This window comes from Aquihabitans sp. G128 (assembly GCF_019048865.1).
Taxonomy (GTDB): Bacteria; Actinomycetota; Acidimicrobiia; order Acidimicrobiales; family Iamiaceae; genus Aquihabitans.
The window spans coordinates 2066668-2082829 of sequence record NZ_CP077604.1 but is presented as its reverse complement, the minus strand read 5'-3'; the positions used below and the strand labels follow the sequence as shown (position 1 = coordinate 2082829).

Here is a 16162-nt window from a genome sequence, read left to right as displayed (position 1 = left end):
GGCCCCGGGCGCGGTGGACGGAGCGGCAGGCGCCTGCCAGGGTCTCGCCCCATGGACCAGGGGACGATCGACGTGGTGCGGGCGCGCGAGCTGGCGGGGGCCCTGGAGCCCATCGCCGGGCAGGTGTACTTCTCGCCCGAGTGCCACCGGGCCTACGAGGCGCTCGGGTTCGGCCCGAGCCCGTCGGCCGACGGCGGCGTGGCCATGCCCGACGGCATCGCCTACTTCGCCAGCCGCGGCTCGATCCTCGGCGACGTGCCCGGCGAGGTGGTGGCCGCCGCCTTCGGCGTGTTCAACCCGGCCATCGTGGTGCCGCTGGTGGCCATGGGCCGCGAACGGGCCACGGCCGCGGCGCTCTGCGCAGCCCGGACCGAGGGCGCGGTCGGCCAGCTCGAGCGGATCCTCGGCCCGGAGCCCGAGGGCATCGAGCGGGCGACGGAGCTGCTGGTCCGTGCGGGGGAGGGGCTCCGCCCCGAGGGCAAGCCGCTCTACGCCGGCCTGCTGGCCCTGGGCCTGCCCGGCACGCCGATGGGCGACCTGTGGCGCCTGGCCGATCGCCTGCGCGAGTACCGCGGCGACGCCCACACCGCGGCGTACACCACCGCGGGGTTCGACGCGACCGAGATCGGCCTCCTGAGCGAGCTGTCGTGGGGGCTGCCCATGCGGACCTACATCCGCACGAGGGCCTGGAGCGACGACGAGCTCGACGCCGCCGAGGCCCGCCTGGTGGCCCGGGGCCTGGTGGCCGACGGCGCCTTCACCGAGGCCGGCCGCGACGCCCGCGAGCAGGTCGAAGCCAGCACCGACGCGCAGTGCGGCCCGATCCTGGCGGCGCTGGGTGGCGACCTCGACGAGCTGCTCGCCCTCCTCGGCCCGTGGGGCGCCCAGATCCGGGCCGCCGGCGGGTACCCGTCGGCCGGCCCCCACGACCTCGCCGGCCTCAGCGACGAGGCGTGAGCGCCCCGGGCTCGGCGCTCGGCGGACGGCGGAAGCGGGGCGGCGGCGAGCGCCGGGCGACGCACCGCCACCAGGGCCTGGCGGCGGCCATCGTGGTGGTGGGCGCCGTGCTCGCCCTGGCGCTGGGCGGAGCGTTCGGACCCACCGGCGCCGACGGGTCGGGCCCGGCCAGCCAGCGGCCGCGCACCCTGGCGGTGCGGGGGATCACCAAGGACGCGATCAAGGTGGTGCTCTACCAGCCACCGGAGGAGGACTCGGTCAGCAAGATCGTGGCCAGGTTCGTCGCCCCGGAGGACACCAACGCCGAGGCGGCCGCCACCGTCCGGGGCTTCATCAAGGTCCTGGCCAAGGGCAACCCGGCCCTCGGCGGACGCCGCGTCGACCTCGTGGTCTTCACCGGCAGCGCCAACCTGCTCGGCGCGGTGGCCGCCCGCGCCGACGCCGTGAAGATCGCCGAGGACATCCGTCCCTACGCCGTGCTCAACGGTCCCCTGCAGGGCACCGCCTTCGGGGACGAGCTCGCCTCTCGTGGCGTGCTGTGCCTGCTGTGCGTCAACGGCGGCGCCAACGCGTTCTACGCCGAGCACGCCCCCTACGTGTGGTCGCTCGAGACCACGCCCGAGCAGGTGGCCACCCACGTGGCGGAGTACGTGCGCAAGCGCCTCCAGGGCCGTGACGCCTCCTTCGCCGGCCCGGCCCTGCGCAGCTCGCCCCGCCGGTTCGGGCTCATCAGCATCAGCGGGCCCTTCGGGGGCGCCGGGATCGGCCCGTCGATCGCCCGTGAGCTGCACGCCGCCCACGTCCCCCTGGCCGACGACGTGGCCTACGGCGACGCCAACGGCGTGAACCAGGTCCAGGCCACGCTCATCGGCCGGCTCAAGGAGCACGGCGTGACGTCGATCGTCTACGGCGGCGACCCCATCGCCCTGGGCTCGCTGATGGACGAGGCCACCCGCCAGGACTGGTACCCCGAGTGGATCATGACCGGCGGCTTCTCCTCGGAGCGCTCCAGCTGGGGCCGGCCCTACGACCAGTCGCAGATGGCCCACGCCTTCGGCATCACCCCGCTGGCCCCGCCGGCCCGCTCGCCGGCGAAGGACATCATCTTCCGGCTCTACCGCGGCGCCAACGGCGGCCAGGACCCGCCCGCCCGCCAGAGCGCGCAGATCCTCTGGGCGCCGGTGTTCCTGTTCTTCAACGGCCTCGGCACCGGCAAGGACCTGTCGGCGGCCGGCTTCCGCGACTCGCTGTTCCGGGCCAAGCCCATCGGCGGCAACCCGGCCACGCCGTACATCCCGCTCATGTCGTTCGGCGACTCCTCGCTCTGGCCGTACCCGGACTTCGCCGGCGTCGACGACTTCGCCGAGATCTGGTGGGACGTCACCGCCACCGGCGCCGACGAGTTCGGCGAGCAGGGCCACGGCAAGTGGCGCTACGCCGACCACGGCCAGCGGTACGTGCCCGGTTCCTGGCCCACCGGCCCCCCCCGCACGCGTTCATCCGCGCCGGCGCCGTCACCGTGGTCGACAACTGATGGCGCTCGACCGGGTGCACCCCGCCCTCAAGGCCGTCGCCCCCGCAGCCGTCCTCCTGCTGCTCCAGGCGCTGGTGCTGCCCATGCCCCTCGGCGTCTACCTGCAGGGCCTGACCCTCGGCCTGCTCGGCGCCCTCGTGGCCGTCGGCCTCTGCCTCGTGTACCGGGCCAACCGCACCATCAACTTCGCGCAGAGCGCCCTGGGCCTGGTGCCCACGGTGGTCGCGGTCGACCTGATCACCTACAGCGGCTGGAGCTTCGCCGTGGCCGGCCTGGCGGGGGCTGCGCTGTCGGTGGCCCTCGGCCTGGTGCTCTACCTGGTGGTGGTCCGCCGCTTCGCCTCGTCGTCCCGGCTGATCCTCACGGTGGCCACCATCGGCATCGCCCAGGCCTCGCTGGCCGCCTCCCTCGCGGTGCCCCACCTGTGGGGCGAGGACACCCGCGCCCAGCAGATCTCGACGGGCTGGTCGGTGGACCTGGGCGTGGCGCCCCTGCGGTTCCACGCCGCCCACGTCCTGGCCTGGGTGCTGGCCCCGCTGGCGCTGGCGCTGGTGGCCGGCCTGCTCCTGCGCACCCGCGCCGGTGCCGCGGTGCGGGCGGCGGCCGACCGACCGGAGCGGGCCGCGCTGGTGGGCATCCCCGTCGAACGGCTCCAGGCCGTGGTGTGGGCGGGCGCCGCCCTGCTGTCGTTCGTGGGCGTGTTCCTGCGCGTGGCGGTGGTGGGGCTGCCGTTCGCCTCCACCGAGTCGTTCACCGCGCTGCTGGCCGTGCTCGCCGCGCTGACCCTCGGTCGCTTCACCGACCTGGCCCGGGTGGCGGCCACCGCCGTGGCGCTCGGCGTCGTGGAGCAGGCCGTCACGTGGAACCACCCCGAGAACCCGCAGCTCTACGCCGTGGTGCTGGCCGGGGCGATCTTCGTGGGCCTGGCGCTGCTGGCCGAGCCCCGCACCCGCCTCGGCCGGGAGGCCACCTCGGCCTGGCAGGTGGGCGCGCCGGTGCGGGCCGTGCCCCGAGCCGTCCTGCGCCGCCCAGCCGTCCGGGTGGGTCGCGCCCTGGCGTGGGCGGTGGCGCTCGGCCTGGCGGTCGACCTGCCCAGCCACCTGGGCAGCGGCGACCAGCTCAAGGCGGCGACGGTCCTGGTGTTCGCCATCGTCGGCATCTCGCTGGTGGTGCTCACCGGCTGGGCCGGCCAGGTGTCGCTCGGCCAGATGGGCTTCGTGGCCGTCGGCGCCGCCATCGGCTCGTGGCTCACCGCGGTGCGTGGCTACGACCTGTCGGTGGCGTTGGTCGGGTCGGGGGCAGCCGGCGGGGTCGCGGCGCTGGTGATCGGCCTGCCCGCCCTGCGCCTCCGCGGCCTGTACCTCGCGGTGGTGACCCTGGCGTTCAACGTGGCGACGTCGGCGTACCTCCTGCAGCCGGCCTACGCCGGGTGGATCCCCGACGGCCGGGTGGGTCGGGCCGACCTGTTCGGCATCGGCCTGGGCAGCGAGCGGGCCATGTACCTCGTGTGCCTCGGGGTCCTGGTGGCGGTGCTGTGGGCGGCCCACGCGGTCCGCGCCGGTCGACCGGGCCGGGCCATGGTGGCCCAGCGCGACAACGAGCTGGCCAGCGAGGGCTACGGCCTGAGCACCACCCGCACCCGCCTCACGGCGTTCGGGCTGTCGGGCACCATCGCCGCGGTGGCCGGTTGCCTGCTCGTCCACGTCCTGCAGACGTTCCCCGACCAGCTGCTCACCCCGGACCGCAGCATCTCCACCTTCGGCGCCACGGTGGTGGGCGGCATCGCCTCGCCCATCGGCGCCATCGCCGGCGCCCTCCTGTTCGTCGGCAGCGGCTGGTTCCTCGGCGACTCGACGCGGGTGCTCTCCACCGCCATCGGCCTGCTCGTGGTGCTGGTGGTGTTCCCGAGCGGCCTGGCCGGCGCCCTGGCCACCGTCCGCAACCGCCTCCTGCGCCGCTGGCTCGGGGGTGCCGTCGCCGCTGGGGGCACCGCTTCGCCCCTGGCGGTCGGCGCCGAGCCGGCGCTCGATGCCGCCGTGCAGGGCTGCGGGGTCGACCAGCCGGCGCTGTGCGTCCGGGACCTGCGGGTCCGCCTCGGCGGCAGCACGATCGTCGACGGGGTGGGCTTCGACGTCGCCCCCGGCGAGGTGCTGGCGCTCGTGGGCACCAACGGCGCCGGCAAGTCCACCGTGCTCAACGCCATCAGCGGGCTCCTGCCGGCCGATGCCCGCACCGTCGAGCTCCACGGACGCTCGGTGGCCGGCCGGGCCCCGCACCGGGTGGCTGCGCTCGGCCTCGCCCTGGCGCCCGGCGGGCGGGGCACGTTCCCGTCGCTCACGGTCGCCGAGCACCTCGACCTGGCCGGCTGGACCCAGCCCGCTGGCGACGAGGGCGTCGCCGCCCGCAGAGCTGCCGCCCTCCACGCCTTCCCGTCGCTGGCGGCCCGGCTCCACGAGCACGCCGCCGACCTCTCGGGCGGCGAGCAGCAGATGCTCGTGCTCACCATGGCGTCGATCGCCGCGCCGACGGTGCTGCTGATCGACGAGCTGTCGCTCGGGCTGGCGCCCATCGTGGTCCGCCAGCTGGTGGCCTTCCTCGACCAGCTCCGGGCCACGGGCACGGCGATCGTGCTGGTCGAGCAGTCGCTGACCACCGCCGCCGGGCTGGCCGAGCGGGCCGTCTTCCTGGAGCGGGGCCGGGTGGCCTTCGCCGGGCCCACCGCCGAGCTGCTCGACCGCCCCGACCTGGCCCGCTCCGTGTACCTCGCCGATGCCGGCGCCAGCGCCGATGGTGACCCGGGGGAGCGGACGGCGACCGACGGTGGACCGGACGGACCGGTGCCGGTGAGCGCAGAGGGCACCGCCGACGGAGCGAGCGACGCGATCCTGGTGGCCCACGGCGTGTCGGTGCGCTTCGGGGGCGTCCACGCGGTGCGCGAGGTCGACCTGGCGGTGCGCCCGGGCGAGGTGGTCGGGCTCATCGGGCCGAACGGCGCCGGCAAGAGCACGCTGCTCGACGCGCTGTGCGGGCTGGTCCCGCTGGCCGCCGGCCGGGTGGACCAGGGCGGCGCCGAGGTGTCGCGGGCCTCGTTCGCCGCCCGGTCGGCGAGCGGCCTCGGACGGTCCTTCCAGGACGCCCGCCTGTTCCCGTCGCTCACCGTCGAGGAGGTGCTGGCCATCGCGTGCGACCCGGCGGTGCGGGCCGTCGGCGTCGCCGACGCGATCCTCGCCACGCCGGCCCAGCGGGCCGACGAGCACGCGGTGCGAGCCCGGGTGGCCGAGCTGCTCGACCGCTTCCGCCTCGTCCCGTGGCGCCACCTGGCCATCGGTGACCTGTCCACCGGCCAGCGCCGCATCGTCGACCTCGCCGCCCTCGTCGCCGTGGAGCCGGAGGTGGTGCTGCTGGACGAGCCGTCGAGCGGCCTCGCCCAGGCGGAGGTGGCGGCGCTGGGCGACCTCTTGGCGCAGCTGCGTCGGGAGCTCGGCCTGACGATGGTGGTGGTCGAGCACGACGTAGCCCTGATCGCCCGCCTGGCCGACCGCCTCGTGGTGCTCGACCAGGGCGCGGTGATCGCCGACGGCGCCCCGGACGAGGTCCTGGCCGACCCCGTGGTGGTGGCCGCCTACCTGGGCACCCCGGACGCGGCGTAGCGTCGGGGCCCTTGGTTCCCGGCGGCCGCGGCCGATGGGGACCCGCAACGCTGACCGCACCACACGAGCCGCCGGGGAGGGTGGACATGGACCTCGAGGCGATGGTGGCCGCTCGGCCGGTCCTGCGGGGGCGGCTGCACCAGCTGGCGCTGCTGGTGTCGGTGGTGGGCCTGGTCTGGCTGGTGCGCTCCGCCACCACGCCACGCGCCCTGGCGGCGGCGTGGATCTACGGCGTGGCCAGCATCCTGCTGTACCTCACCAGCTCCAGCTACCACGTGTTCGCCCGGTCGCCCCGGGCCGTGCGGATCATGCAGCGGGCCGACCACAGCATGATCTTCGTGCTCATCGCCGGCTCGTTCACCCCGACGGCCGTCCTGGTGCTGCCGGACCCGTGGCGCTGGGTGTCGCTGGCCATCATGTGGGGCGGCGCCCTGGGCGGGATCGTGTTCAAGATCATCGCCCTCGAGCGGTTCCGCAAGGTCGGCGCCAGCCTCTACATCATCCTCGGCTGGGCCGGGCTCATGGCCTTCCCCTTCCTGGCCCGACGCCCGGCCACGCTCGTCCTGTTCGCCACCGGCGGCCTGCTCTACACCGTCGGCGCCATCTTCTTCGCCCTCCAGCGGCCCCGGCTCTCGCCCCGGTGGTTCGGCTACCACGAGGTGTGGCACGCCTTCGGCGTCGCTGCCGGCGGCCTGCTCTTCGCCGCCAACCTCGGCCTCGTCCGGGCCGGCTGAGCCGGGCGGCGCGCTCCTGCGCCGCTCCCTAGTGTCGGCCCGTGACCGCCACGCCGCTCCACCTCCCCATCGGCCCCCTCACCTTCGACGCGGTGGCCGACGGCCCGCTCGACGGCGAGCCCGCCCTGCTGCTGCACGGCTTCCCCGAGAGCGGCCACGCATGGCGACGGGTGCAGCCGCTGCTGGCCGCGGCCGGCATCCGCTCGGTGGCACCGGACCTGCGGGGGTACTCCCCGGGCGCCCGGCCCGCCGATCCCGCCGAGTACGCCATCGACGCCTTGGTCGCCGACGTGCTGGGCCTGGCCGACGCCCTGGGGTGGGACACGTTCCACCTCGTGGGCCACGACTGGGGCGGCGCCCTGGCCTGGCACACCGCCGGCCGCTTCCCGGATCGCCTGCGCACGCTGTCGGTGGTCTCGACGCCGCACCCGGCGGCGTTCCTGGCCGCCAAGCACGGCGGGCCCGCCGCCGACGGCGACGACCAGGCGGCGCGGTCGGGCTACATGGCCACGTTCCGGGCCGATGGCGCCGAGGACCTGTTCCTCGCCGACGACCGCGCCCTCCTGCGGATGCTGTACGCCGGCAGCGGGCTCGACGAGCAGAGCGCGGCGGCCTACGTCGACCGCTTCACCACCTTCGAGGACCTGCAGGGCGCCCTCAACTGGTACAAGGGCGCCGATCCCGCCGACGCGTCGGGGCTGGGTCCGATCACCACCCCGACGCTCTACGTGTGGTCCACCGAGGACATCGCCCTGGGCCGCACCGCCGCCGAGCTCACCGCCGGCGAGGTCGAGGGGCCCTACACGTTCGTCGAGCTCGAAGGGGTCAGCCACTGGATCCCCGAGGAGGCGCCGGAGGCGCTGGCCGCCGCGCTCGTCACCCACCTGGGCTAGGGGTTCGCGCTCGGGCGCTGTCACCCCTCCCCGTTAGGTTGGGTGCGTGCCCCGCCCCGTCCGCGTCCGCTTCGCCCCGTCGCCCACCGGCTTCCTCCACGTCGGCTCCGGGCACTCCGCCCTGGCCAACTGGCTGGTGGCCCGCCAGACGGGTGGCGAGTTCCTCCTGCGGATCGAGGACACCGACGCCGAGCGCAACCGCCCCGAGCTGGTCGACAACGTGCTCGAGATGCTCCAGTGGCTCGGCCTGCAGTGGGACGGTACGCCCGTGCACCAGAGCGAGCGGGGCGACCTCTACGCCGATGCCGCCGCCAAGCTGGTGGCCGGCGGCGCCGTCTACTTCTGCGACTGCACCGCCGAGGACGTCCAGGCCCGCAACAAGGCCGCCGGCGGCAAGCCGGGCTACGACGGCTTCTGCCGCGACCGGGGCCTCGAGCCCGGCCCGGGTCGAGCCGCCCGGTTCCGCACCCCGCGGGAGGGCCGCACCGGCTGGACCGACCTCGTGCGCGGCGAGGTCTCCTTCGCCAACGCCGACCTCGAGGACTTCGTGGTGCTGCGGGGCAACGGCTCGCCGGTGTTCCTGCTGGCCAACTCCTTCGACGACGCCGACATGGGCATCACCCACGTCATCCGCGGCGAGGACCACGTCAACTCCACCCCCAAGTACCTGCTGCTGGTCGACGCGCTGGGCCTCACCCGGCCCGAGGCGTTCGCCCACATGCCGCTGCTGGTGAACGAGGGCCGCAAGAAGCTGTCCAAGCGCCGGGACGACGTCTCCATGGCCGACTACCGCGACCGCGGCTACCTGCCGGAGGCCATGGTCAACTACCTCGCCCTGCTCGGATGGGGCCCGGCCGACGGCGTCGAGGTCCGGCCGGTCGCCGAGATCGTCGAGCAGTACCGCCTGGAGGACGTGAACGCGTCGCCGGCGTTCTTCGACCAGAAGAAGCTCAGCTTCGTCAACGCCGAGAAGATCCGGGCCCTGTCGTCCGAGGAGTTCCAGGCCCGGGCCCGCCCCTTCCTCACCCTCGGCGAGCCGGCGGCCGCCGCCCTGGCGTCGCTGGCCACCGAGGTCCAGGAGCGGGTGCGCACCCTGACCGAGGTCGAGCCCATGGTCGAGTTCCTCGTGGTCGACGAGCCCGAGGTCGACGAGGCCTCGTGGACCAAGGCCATCACCAAGGGCAAGGCCGTGCCGGAGATGCTCGACGCCACCATCGCCCGGCTGGACGCGCTCGGCCCGGACGAGTGGGCTCCCGAGCCCATCCAGGAGGCGGTCGCCGCCGCCGCCATCGACGCCGGTCTGGTCAACGCCGAGGGCGGCCCGCAGCTCTCCAAGGCGCAGGGGCCCGTCCGGGTGGCCATCAGCGGCCGCACCGTGGGCCCGCCGCTGTGGGAGTCGCTCACCGTGCTCGGCCGGGAGCGCACCCTGGCCCGCCTGCGGGGCACCCGGGGTCGCCTGGGATGACCGGCGCGTCGCCCGGCCCCGGCGGAGGGGGCTCGGAGGCCCCGGCCCCCGTGGCGGGCGAGGAGGCGAGCGCGCCCGCCCGCCGGCGTCGACGGTGGGTTCCCCGCTGGCTGCTCGTCCCGGTCGTGCTGGTGCTGGCGGTGGCGCTCTACGTCGGCGGCACCTTCGTGCAGGTCTGGCAGGCCAGCGGGCGCGACGCCCAGCGGCGGGCCGAGGCCATCGTCGTGCTGGGCGCCGCGCAGTACGACGGCCGGCCGTCGCCGGCGCTCAAGAACCGGCTCGACCACGCCCTCACGCTCTACCGGCGGGGCCTGGCCCCGATGGTGGTGGTCACCGGCGGCCGCCAGACCGGCGACCGCTTCACCGAAGCCACCGCCGGCTACAACTACCTGCGCGACCACGGCGTCCCCGATCGGGCCATCCGCAAGGAGGTCCAGGGCCGCACCACGTACGAGTCCCTGGCCGCCGTCGCCCGGTTCCTCGCCGCCGAGGACGTCGACGACGTCGTTCTGGTGTCGGGCCCGGCGCACAGCAAGCGGCTCTCGGGCATCGCCAGCCAGGTCGGCCTGCACGCCGCCATCTCCCCGGCCGACGGGTCGCCCGACGGCCGCTCCCTGATCCGCGAGACCGTCGCCGTCTCGGCCGGCCGCCTCATCGGCTACCGCCGCCTCGAGCGCCTCGACCGGTAGGTGGGCCGAGGCCGGGCCGCCGCCCCCGTGCGCCCGTCGGAGCCGGTCCGAGCCGAGGCCCGCCGGTACGATCGGCGGATGGCCGATCCCGTGACCCCCGAAGCCGCCGTCCGCCGCTACCTCGCCTGGATCGACGATCCCACCTCGGCGGTCGACCAGGACGCCGTCACCAAGGCCGAGGAGGCCTTCGCCTCGGCCTCGGACCCCATCGACAAGCTGCACGCGGCGGCGGCCCGGGAGCGGGCCAAGGCCGCCGACATCGACTCGATCACCACCCAGTTCGTGGCCCAGGCCCGCAGCTACGCCGAGGAGGAGGGCATCCCGGTCGAGGCCTTCCGCTCGCTCGGCGTGTCCGACGACGTGCTGGCCGAGGCCGGCTTCGCCGTGCCGTCGTCGCGAGGGCGCCGGGGCCCCGCCGCCGGCGGTCGCAAGGCGTCGTCGCCGAGCACGCCGCGGGCCCCGCAGATCCCGGTGTCGCAGATCAAGGCGGTGGCCGACCAGATGCCCAAGCAGTTCACCCTGGCCCAGCTGGCCGACAAGGCCGGCGGCGGGTCGCCGGTGACGGTGCGCAAGGCCGTCGACGAGCTCATCGCCGAGGGCCGTGCCGCCAAGCTGGGCCCCGATGCGAACCACACCGGCCCCGGTCGCGCCCCCACCATCTACGAGCTGCGCTGACGGGACGCGCTCGTCAGGTTTCGGTCGACCTGACGACAGCATGGCGAAAGGTTCTTGCCCGGTAGCCGTTACATGAGCGGCACGATGGCGAAACTGCGCATCCGTACGGTGCCGCCCATGAACATGCTCCGACTGCCGTGGTCCGGCTCTGAGGCGGCAACCCCCGCCCTCGCCGGTGTTGGATCTGGGGGAAGTCCGTCCTTCTCGGATGGGACACCCCCAGCTCAGACCTTCCGGGGGCGCCAGCGCCTCCCGATCAGCTCCTTCAAGGAGCGCGAGACGCAGAAGCGCTTCGGTGTGCTCCTGGCGGGGAAGGTGATCGGCATCGCCGGCGTGTTCGGCGTCATGGCGCTGTTCACCTACTTCTTCAGCACCGCCGCCGGTGCCACGCCCGCCCAGGCGGCCACCAAGGCCGAGAACCTGATCAGCCCGATCAACACCATGTGGGTGCTGGTCGCGGCCTTCCTGGTGTTCTTCATGCAGGCCGGCTTCATGGCCCTCGAGGCCGGCTTCGCCCGGTCCCGTGAGTCCGTCAACATCATGATGGAGTGCATCTTCGACACCTGCATGTGCGGCGTCCTGTACTACGCCGTCGGCTTCGCCTTCCAGTTCGGGGCGAACTTCCACGGCGTGATCGGCAAGTCGTACTTCTTCCTGCAGGACATCCCGAAGACCTACGACTACGCCGGCCTCTTCGACACCAAGGTCGCCTTCCTGGCGTTCTTCCTCTTCCAGTTCGCCTTCGCCGACACCGCCTCGACCATCACCTCTGGTGCCATGGTCGGGCGCACCTCGTTCAAGGGCGACATCCTCTACAGCCTCGGCGTGTCCGGCCTCATCTACCCGATCTTCGCCCACTGGGTGTGGGGGCCGGGCGGCTGGCTCGGCAACACCATGGGCTGGTTCCACGGCCTCGTGCCCGAGGGCGTCGTGTTCCGTGACTTCGCCGGCTCCACGGTGGTCCACACGGTCGGTGCCATGCTCGCCCTCATGGGTGCGCTCGCCCTCGGCCCGCGCCTCGGTCGCAAGTTCGCCAAGGACGGCGGTGGCCCCACGGCCCCGCACGACATGAACATCGCCGCCATCGGCGCCGTCATCCTGTGGTTCGGCTGGTACGGCTTCAACCCCGGCTCCACCCTCTCCGCCATGGACTTCGAGGGCATCGGCCGGGTGGCGGCCAACACCACCCTCGCCGCCTGCGCCGGCGGCCTGGTCGCCGTGTTCTTCGTCTACCCCCGCTCGAAGAAGTGGGACGTGGGCATGGCCATCAACGGCTTCCTCGGTGGCCTGGTGGCCATCACCGCCCCCTGCTACTGGGTCTCGCCCACCGGCGCCCTGATCATCGGTGCCGTCTCCGGCATCATCGTCCCGCTGGTGGTCGACCTGCTGGAGTCGCTGCGGATCGACGATCCCATCGGCGCCGTCGCCGTGCACGGCGGCTGCGGCGTCTGGGGCACGTTGTGCATCGGCCTCTTCGCCACGGGCAGCTACGGCCTGCCCGACCCGAACGGCACCTCGGCCCCGGCCGTCGCCATCAAAGGCCTGTTCTACGGCGGCGGCGGCAGCCAGCTGCTGGCCCAGGCCATCGGCTCGCTGAGCTGCATCGTGGTGGTCGGCGCCGTCGGCGGAGCGCTGATGTTCGCCATCCGCAAGCTCCCCGGGGCATGGAACCTCCGCATCGCCAACGACGAGGAGCTCGAGGGCATCGACATCGTCGAGCACGGCCTCCCCGCCTACCACATGGAGTTCGGTGCCGGCTTCGCCTACACCACCTACACCGGCAAGTCGGTGGCGGAGTCCTCCTCGTCGGTCACCGGGCCCGCCGGCCCGGAAGCCGAGAACGTCGAGACCGAGAAGGTCTGACCGGTGCCCGACCCGAGCGGAGCAACCGGGGGCTCGTCCCCCCGCTCCGGTCCCGTCGTCGAGATCCTCCGCTGGCCCGTCGATGCGGGCCAGCGGGGGGACCTCCTCGAGCGGGGTCGCCCCTGCCTCTGGCTCCTCGACCAGGGCGAGCTCGCTCCTGAGCTCGAGCGGTTGGAGGACTGGGCCCGGCTCCCGGTCGACGAGCGCGACCTGCACGCCCGGATCCAGCGGCTCGCCGCTCGAGCCGGTGGCCGAGCCGGGCTGCTGCCCGGCGAGGTCGAGGTCGATGGCGACGGGCTGCTCGTCCTCAACGGGGGGCGGGTGGTCGTCCCGCTCATCGAGGCCACCATCCTCAACCGCCTGGGCGCCACGCCCGGCCGAGTGGTCGGGAGGGACGAGCTGGTCAAGCTGGTCTGGAACGACGACCGGCGCAGCGACCGGGCCATCGACAGCCGGGTCCACACCTTGCGGGGCCGCATCGCTCCGCTCGGGCTCACCATCCACACCATCCGCGGCCACGGCTTCCTGTTGGCCGTCGAGCCCGAACCCAAGAACGAGCCCGCTGCCAAGCGGGCCGCACCATAGGAGAGACCAGTGGTCCAACTCGTCACCGCAATCGTGAAGCCCTTCAAGCTGGAAGACGTGAAGACGTCGCTCCGGGAGTTCGGTGTGCTCGGCATCACCGTCAGCGAGGTCCAGGGCTACGGCCGCCAGGGTGGCAAGAGCGAGACCTTCCGGGGCTCGGAGTACACCGTGGAGTTCGTGCCCAAGGTCCGCATCGAGGTCCTCGTCGAGGACTCGCAGGTCGAGAAGATCTTCGAGCTCATCGGGGACGCGGCCCGCACCGGCAAGATCGGTGACGGCAAGATCTGGTGCACCGAGGTGCCCCGGGTCATGCGGGTCCGCACCTCCGAGATCGGGTCCGACGCCCTCTAGGCGTCACGTCGTGCGCAGGGACGGCAGGACGAACAGGTGGTGGGCCCGGGGCTTCGCGCTCCTGGGCCTCGCCATCTGCTCGATCCTGCCGTTCGGCGCGCTGGGGGCCATCGATGCCTCCTTCGACAGCTCGGTCGCGGTGCCGCTCCTGCGGCCGTCCTCGCTGCTGCAGGCCCGCCCCTCGGGCGCCCTGCGCCAGCTCCGGTCGCCGAGCACCCGTGGCGACGACCTCCCGGCGGTCCTGCGGGCTGCCACCGCACCGGCCACCACCGGTGCGCTCCTCGTGGCCCTCGTGCTGCTGGCCCTCGCCGGCGAGCCGGGCCGGTGGGTGCGGCGAGAGGCGGCGCGCAGCGCCGTCCGCCCGCGCGGCCCGCCTTCGTGGCGCTGATCCCCACACGCTGACCCGTGGCGGCCCGCCACCGGTCTCCCGGACCAGCACCCGCCGGCCGCGCCGGCGCCACGAAAGGCCCCAACCCATGTCCCACCACCCCGAGGCGCCCGCGCCGGGCGCCCCGAGGTCCTCGCCGTCCCGGCGAGGGCCCGACCCCACCCGTGGCGCCGCCGGCGAGCCGCCGGTCGCCCTGGTCGACTGGCCGGCCGACGAGGAGCGCCGCCGCGAGCTCGCCCTCGCCGGCGGGCTGCGCCTGCTGCTCGTGGGCGCCGGCGACCCGCCACCGCTGTCCTGGGCCGACCGGGAGGACTGGGTCCGCCAGCCGGCCTCGGCCGAGGACGTCGCGGCCCGCGTGGCCGGCCTGGTGCACCGCACCGCGGCGCCGGTCGGCCCGACCCCTCGCCTGCTGCCGGTGCTCGACGCCGACCGGGTGCTGCGCCTGGGTGACCGGTCCGTCCGGCTCCCCGTCGCCGGCGCCCGCCTGCTGGTCCGGCTGCTCCACGACGCCGGCGCGGTCGTCGCCCGCCCCGACCTCGTGGCTGCCGCATGGCCCCACCGCCGCACCTGCCACGACCTGATCGACGAGGACCTGGTCGACCGCGAGGTCGCCGCCCTCCGCCCCGTGGTGGCCCCCGTCGGCGTCGAGCTCTTCCGCGTCGGCACCCTCGGCTACCTCGCCCTCGTCACCCCGTAGCCACCCCACACCCCACACCCCCACACCCCCAACACCCGCTCACACCCCACACCCCCACGAACTCGTCGCAGTTGTCGACCGTGGCGTCGGCCAACTGCGACAGGTTCGGGGGGTCTTCGACTGCGGTCGGGGGCCTTGCACGTGTCGGGCGATGTGGGTACGTTTTCCGACGTGCCTTCGGAAAACGTGCCCACCTCGGGAACTGGCGATCGGCGGTCGCGCAAGCGCGAGGCGCGGCGGGAGCGGCTGCTCGACCTGGCCGGCGACCTGGTCGACAGCGAGGGCGTGGCGGGGGTGACCATGGCGGCGCTGGCCGAGGCCGCCGACTACGCCCCGGCGTCGCTCTACACGTACTTCCCGTCGCGCAGCGCCCTGATGGCGGCGGTGCAGGAGCGGGCGCTGCGCACCCTGGGGGAGGTCGGCACCGCCCACCTGGCGGCCACCGAGGCGGCTGCGGCTGCGGCGGGCGTCGGGCCGCAGGTGGCGGCGCTGGCCCGGCTGTGCGCCTTCTCCGACCTCTTCCTGGTGGCGCCGGTGCGCTACCCCCGGGAGTTCCGGCTGCAGCAGGAGCTGCTCGTGACCCGAGGCGTCGAGGAGGTCGAGGACGCCGGGCGCATCGTGCCCGTCGCCATGTACGTGCTCGACGCCCCTCGTCGCCTGCTGGCCGATGCGGTCGACGTGGGCGCGCTGGCCACGGGGGAGTCGATCGCCGACCCGCTCGGCGCGCCGGTCGACGCCGCGGTCGCCCGCACGCTGGCCTGGGTGGTGGCGCTCAACGGCGCCCTGCTCACCGACGGCCTGCTGACCGGCCTGCCCACCACCGGTGCCGTGCTCGGCGCCCAGCTCACCGACGCCCTCCTCGTGGGTTGGGGCGCTCGCCGCGAGGACCTCGCCGCCGCCCGTCCGCTGGCCCGCAGCTGGGCCCCGCTCGCCACCCCGTCCACCGCCGACCTCGCGCCGGCCGACCCAGGAGCCGACCACCCGTGACCCTCCTCGCCATCGCCTCCGGCTTCGTCGCCGGCTTCTTCCTCTGGGGGTTCGGGGAGTACGCCCTGCACCGCTTCGCCATGCACGACCTCAAGGGCAAGGGCCTCATGAGCCGCGAGCACCTCGAGCACCACGTCCACGCCAGCTGGAGCTTCTCGAAGATGCACCTCCTCAGCTGGGCCGGGATGCTGCTCGTGGGCTTCGTGGCGTGGATGCCGCTCGGGTGGGCCATCGTGGGCTCGGCGTTCGGGCTCAGCGTGGCCGTGGGCTGGTCGCTCGGCTACTTCTTCTACGAGTACAACCACGCCGCCGCCCACCTCTGGGCGCCGCGCGGCCGCTACACCCGCTGGCTGCGCAAGCACCACTTCCACCACCACTTCGGCCACCCGCAGGCCAACCACGGGGTGAGCTGGCCGCTCTGGGACGTCGTCTTCGGCACCATCGACCGGCCGGCCCGAGTCCGGGTGCCGCGCCGGCTGGTGGTCCCGTGGCTGGTCGATCCCGACGGCGAGCTGAAGCCGGAGTTCTGCGACGACTACGTGCTGGTGGGCTCGGCCACCTCCGACGACCGCCTGGCGTCGCTCGACCGGGCTCGGGCCTTCGCCTCGGTGGCGCCGGCCGACTGAGCTCGGCGGGCATCGGCCGAGCTCGCCGCTCGCCGTTCACACATCGCTCACACGCGGGTGGGACCATG

General features: G+C 74.3%; 15 protein-coding genes. 14 read left to right on the top strand and 1 reads right to left on the bottom strand.

What is annotated here, in order from left to right; genetic code table 11:
- Positions 1-51 precede the first annotated feature (51 nt).
- A complete protein-coding gene (locus KSP35_RS09940) occupies positions 52-957 on the top strand; it encodes a hypothetical protein (RefSeq protein ID WP_217001382.1) in 906 nt (301 codons plus the stop codon).
- 592 nt (positions 958-1549) lie between these two features.
- Here KSP35_RS09940 and KSP35_RS09935 read toward each other — a convergent pair.
- Positions 1550-1693 (bottom strand): hypothetical protein, encoded by a 144-nt coding sequence (locus KSP35_RS09935; protein WP_217001380.1) that lies wholly within the window; start codon positions 1691-1693, stop codon positions 1550-1552.
- Positions 1694-2490: 797 nt separating this feature from the next.
- Between KSP35_RS09935 and KSP35_RS09930 the strand changes: the two genes are divergently transcribed.
- The 13 genes from KSP35_RS09930 to KSP35_RS09870 all read left to right on the top strand — a co-directional run bounded on the left by KSP35_RS09930 (position 2491) and on the right by KSP35_RS09870 (position 16094).
- Positions 2491-6141, top strand: a complete 3651-nt coding sequence (locus KSP35_RS09930; RefSeq protein ID WP_217001378.1) for an ATP-binding cassette domain-containing protein — start codon at positions 2491-2493, stop codon at positions 6139-6141.
- 86 nt (positions 6142-6227) lie between these two features.
- A complete protein-coding gene (locus KSP35_RS09925; RefSeq protein WP_217001376.1) occupies positions 6228-6875 on the top strand; it encodes a hemolysin III family protein in 648 nt (215 codons plus the stop codon).
- 41 nt (positions 6876-6916) lie between these two features.
- The gene (locus KSP35_RS09920) at positions 6917-7768 is read left to right on the top strand and encodes an alpha/beta fold hydrolase (protein ID WP_217001374.1); all 852 of its coding nucleotides are present in this window, start codon (positions 6917-6919) and stop codon (positions 7766-7768) included.
- 46 nt (positions 7769-7814) lie between these two features.
- The gene (gene gltX, locus KSP35_RS09915) at positions 7815-9233 is read left to right on the top strand and encodes a glutamate--tRNA ligase (RefSeq protein ID WP_217001372.1); all 1419 of its coding nucleotides are present in this window, start codon (positions 7815-7817) and stop codon (positions 9231-9233) included.
- Positions 9230-9922, top strand: a complete 693-nt coding sequence (locus tag KSP35_RS09910) for a YdcF family protein (RefSeq protein ID WP_217001370.1) — start codon at positions 9230-9232, stop codon at positions 9920-9922. The genes gltX and KSP35_RS09910 overlap by 4 nt, the downstream gene beginning before the upstream one ends.
- A gap of 78 nt (positions 9923-10000) precedes the next feature.
- On the top strand, positions 10001-10597 hold the full coding sequence (locus KSP35_RS09905; RefSeq protein ID WP_217001368.1) for a hypothetical protein: 597 nt from the start codon (positions 10001-10003) through the stop codon (positions 10595-10597).
- 117 nt (positions 10598-10714) lie between these two features.
- On the top strand, positions 10715-12460 hold the full coding sequence (locus KSP35_RS09900; protein WP_217001366.1) for an ammonium transporter: 1746 nt from the start codon (positions 10715-10717) through the stop codon (positions 12458-12460).
- A 3-nt stretch (positions 12461-12463) separates the two neighbouring features.
- The gene (locus KSP35_RS09895; protein ID WP_217001364.1) at positions 12464-13045 is read left to right on the top strand and encodes a winged helix-turn-helix domain-containing protein; all 582 of its coding nucleotides are present in this window, start codon (positions 12464-12466) and stop codon (positions 13043-13045) included.
- A 9-nt stretch (positions 13046-13054) separates the two neighbouring features.
- Entirely contained in the window at positions 13055-13396 is a 342-nt protein-coding gene (locus tag KSP35_RS09890; protein ID WP_217001362.1) for a P-II family nitrogen regulator, read from the top strand.
- Between the two features lie 10 nt (positions 13397-13406).
- Positions 13407-13784, top strand: coding sequence for a hypothetical protein (locus KSP35_RS09885; RefSeq protein WP_217001361.1), 378 nt, complete (start codon positions 13407-13409; stop codon positions 13782-13784).
- Between the two features lie 88 nt (positions 13785-13872).
- Entirely contained in the window at positions 13873-14481 is a 609-nt protein-coding gene (locus KSP35_RS09880; protein WP_217001359.1) for a hypothetical protein, read from the top strand.
- A gap of 171 nt (positions 14482-14652) precedes the next feature.
- Positions 14653-15468: a TetR family transcriptional regulator gene (locus KSP35_RS09875; RefSeq protein WP_217001357.1), complete on the top strand. Its 816-nt coding sequence runs from the start codon at positions 14653-14655 to the stop codon at positions 15466-15468.
- Positions 15465-16094 carry a sterol desaturase family protein gene (locus KSP35_RS09870; protein ID WP_217001355.1) on the top strand — a complete coding sequence of 210 codons (630 nt, stop codon included), beginning with the start codon at positions 15465-15467 and terminating at the stop codon, positions 16092-16094. The genes KSP35_RS09875 and KSP35_RS09870 overlap by 4 nt, the downstream gene beginning before the upstream one ends.
- The last annotated feature ends 68 nt before the right edge of the window (positions 16095-16162 follow it).

What these genes read in the sequence shown, in the direction of transcription:
- KSP35_RS09935 (WP_217001380.1), bottom strand. Translation starts at nt 1,693, where the DNA reads ATGCTGATGAGCCCGAACCGGCGGGGCGAGCTGCGCAGGGCCGGGCCG.
- KSP35_RS09940 (WP_217001382.1), top strand. Translation starts at nt 52, where the DNA reads ATGGACCAGGGGACGATCGACGTGGTGCGGGCGCGCGAGCTGGCGGGG.
- KSP35_RS09930 (WP_217001378.1), top strand. Translation starts at nt 2,491, where the DNA reads ATGGCGCTCGACCGGGTGCACCCCGCCCTCAAGGCCGTCGCCCCCGCA.
- KSP35_RS09925 (WP_217001376.1), top strand. Translation starts at nt 6,228, where the DNA reads ATGGACCTCGAGGCGATGGTGGCCGCTCGGCCGGTCCTGCGGGGGCGG.
- KSP35_RS09900 (WP_217001366.1), top strand. Translation starts at nt 10,715, where the DNA reads ATGAACATGCTCCGACTGCCGTGGTCCGGCTCTGAGGCGGCAACCCCC.
- KSP35_RS09880 (WP_217001359.1), top strand. Translation starts at nt 13,873, where the DNA reads ATGTCCCACCACCCCGAGGCGCCCGCGCCGGGCGCCCCGAGGTCCTCG.
- KSP35_RS09905 (WP_217001368.1), top strand. Translation starts at nt 10,001, where the DNA reads ATGGCCGATCCCGTGACCCCCGAAGCCGCCGTCCGCCGCTACCTCGCC.
- KSP35_RS09910 (WP_217001370.1), top strand. Translation starts at nt 9,230, where the DNA reads ATGACCGGCGCGTCGCCCGGCCCCGGCGGAGGGGGCTCGGAGGCCCCG.